Source organism: Candidatus Eisenbacteria bacterium, from assembly GCA_016867495.1.
In the GTDB taxonomy this organism is placed as follows: Bacteria; Eisenbacteria; RBG-16-71-46; order CAIMUX01; family VGJL01; genus VGJL01.
In genome coordinates, this window is the sequence record VGJL01000296.1 from 1 (window position 1) to 2,402 (window position 2,402).

Consider the following 2,402-nt stretch of genomic DNA (forward strand, 5'->3'; position numbering starts at 1 on the left):
CGGTCTCATCCGTCACCATCTCCCGCAGGGCATCGATGTCGAGCCGGCCGTCCGCGCGGGACTTGAGCTCGAGGGTCTCGTACCCGACCATCCGCGCGGTGGCGGGGTTCGTTCCGTGCGCCGAGTCGGGGATGATCACCGTCCGCTTCCTGTTGCCTCTAGCGTCGTGGTAGGCCCGCGCGAGACGGATCCCGAGCATCTCCCCCTGGGCCCCGGCGGCCGGATGCAGGCTCACGGTGTCCATCCCGACGATCTCCGCGAGCTCCACGGTGAAGCGATGCAGGAGCGAGAGCAGCCCCTGGCAGAGGCCGACCGGCGCCATGGGGTGCAGGCCGGCGAGTCCCGGGATCCTCGCCAGATCTTCGTTGACCTTCGGGTTGTACTTCATTGTGCAGGAGCCGAGCGGGTAGGCGGCCTTGTCGACGTGATGATTGAGGACCGAGAGGCGAATGTAATGCCGGACGATTTCCGGCTCGGCGACCTCCGGCAGCCGGGGCGGCCTGGCGCGCGCCATCGGCCCGGGAATGAGCGCCTCGATCGGTTCCTCGGGCACGTCGCATGCGGGGAGCCTGTAGCCGCGATGGCCTGGGACGCTGCGATCGTAGATCAGGCGGAAGTCCCGAGGGTTCCTCATGCGAGACTCCTCTCAAGCGCCGAGGCGAAGAGGTCCATCTCCTGCCGGGTCCTCTTCTCCGTCACCGCGACGAGGAGCCTGTTCGAGCCGCCTGGAACGAGTCGCCCGAGGTCGATTCCGGCGAGGATCCGCGCGTCGCGATAGATCGCGTCAATGACCTCCCCCGCTGGTCTCGGGAGCGTCAGCGCGAACTCGCGGAAGAAGGGGCCACCCGGGCTTCTTTTCACCCCCGGGATCGCGGCGAGCGCCCTCTCGAGGTAGTGGGCTTTCTGCAGGCTCAGGCTCGCCATCTCCTTGAGACCGGCCGGGCCGAGCATGGCGAGGGTGATCGTGAAAGCCAGGGCCACCAGGTTGTTGTTGGTGCAGATGTTCGAGGTGGCCTTCTCGCGGCGGATGTGCTGCTCTCTCGTCTGCAGCGTGAGGACGAATCCCCTGCGGCCGTCGCGATCCACGGTCTCGGCCACGAGCCGTCCGGGGAGCCGCCTGATCAGGGCCCTCGTGCAGGCGAAGAGGCCGCAGGCCGGTCCCCCGTATGAGGGTGGAGAGCCCAGGGACTGTCCCTCCCCGACGACGATGTCGGCGCCCAGCTCGCCGGGCGGCGCAAGGAGCGCAAGGGCCACCGGGTCCGCCTCGACGATGAGCAAAGCCCCCTTCGCGTGGACCGCCTCAGCCAGAGGCCCGATCGACTCGATCGAACCGAAGAAGTTCGGCTGCTGCAAGACGAGGGCCGCCGTCTCGCCGTCGATATGCGGGGCGAGATCGGCCGGCCGGAGAGGCTCTTCGCCTCCCACATCGACGAAGCGCAGGCCGGGGGGCAGCCCGTAGGTCTTGAGGATCTCCCGATGGTGAGGGTGGAGCGTGCCCGCCACCAGGATCCGATCGCGGCCCGTCGCCGCGGCCGCCAGCAGCGCCGCCTCGGCGGCCGCGGAGCCGGCGTCGTACATGGAGGCGTTGGCGACATCGAGTCCCGTCAGGTCGCACACCATCGACTGGAACTCGAAGATCGTCATCAGCGTTCCCTGCGCGACCTCGGGTTGATAGGGCGTGTACGCCGTGTAGAACTCGCTGCGCAGCTGCATGTGCTGCACGACCGCGGGGATGTCATGGTCGTAAAGCCCGCCGCCCAGGAACGACGGCGTCAGGTTGGGGTCGTAGTTCGCCAGGGCCGCCTCGTTGAACAGCCGGCGCAACTCCAGCTCGGTCTGCCCGGGCGGCACATCGACAGGCCCCTTCAGACGCAGCGACTCGGGAAGCGCCGTGACCAGGTCCTCGAAACGCTCCACGCCGATCGAACGGAGCAGCTCCTTCTCCTCCTGGGAGCCGTATCCCGTATACGGCATCAGGCGCCCCCGTCCAGGCCGCGAACGATCTCCTCGTAGGCCTCCGGCGTCAGCAAATCGTCCATCTGGCCGGGCCGCGCGAGGCGCGCGCGAATCATCCATCCTTCGCCATGAGGGCTCTTGTTGACGATCGAAGGATCGCTCTTGACCGCCTCGTTCACCTCGACGACCTCCCCGTCGATGGGGCTGAAGAGATCGCTCACGGTCTTGACGGCTTCGATCGTTCCGAACGGCTGCATCTGCGTGAGCGTCAGTCCGGTTGACGGCAGCTCCACGAAGACGATGTCGCCCAGAGCCCCCTGGGCGTAGTCGGTGATCCCGATCTTCACATGGTCGGGCCCGTCCGGCCGGATCCACTCGTGCTCATTCGTGTAACGGCAGTCCTTCGGGATCATCCCTCCCCCTTCCCCACCCTAGCGGTGCGATCC

At 67.6% G+C, this 2,402-nt stretch carries 3 protein-coding genes; all 3 read right to left on the reverse strand.

Going from position 1 to position 2,402, the window contains the following annotated elements; all coding sequences use genetic code 11:
• The coding region (locus FJY88_13630; GenBank protein ID MBM3288366.1) for an aminomethyl-transferring glycine dehydrogenase subunit GcvPB at positions 1 to 634 on the reverse strand (634 nt) is incomplete at its 3' end.
• On the reverse strand, positions 631 to 1,974 hold the full coding sequence (locus FJY88_13635) for an aminomethyl-transferring glycine dehydrogenase subunit GcvPA (GenBank protein ID MBM3288367.1): 1,344 nt from the start codon (positions 1,972 to 1,974) through the stop codon (positions 631 to 633). The genes FJY88_13635 and FJY88_13630, both read right to left, overlap by 4 nt.
• The gene (gene gcvH / locus FJY88_13640; protein ID MBM3288368.1) at positions 1,974 to 2,369 is read right to left on the reverse strand and encodes a glycine cleavage system protein GcvH; all 396 of its coding nucleotides are present in this window, start codon (positions 2,367 to 2,369) and stop codon (positions 1,974 to 1,976) included. Before gcvH ends, FJY88_13635 begins: the two co-directional genes overlap by 1 nt.
• Positions 2,370 to 2,402: the final 33 nt, after the last annotated feature.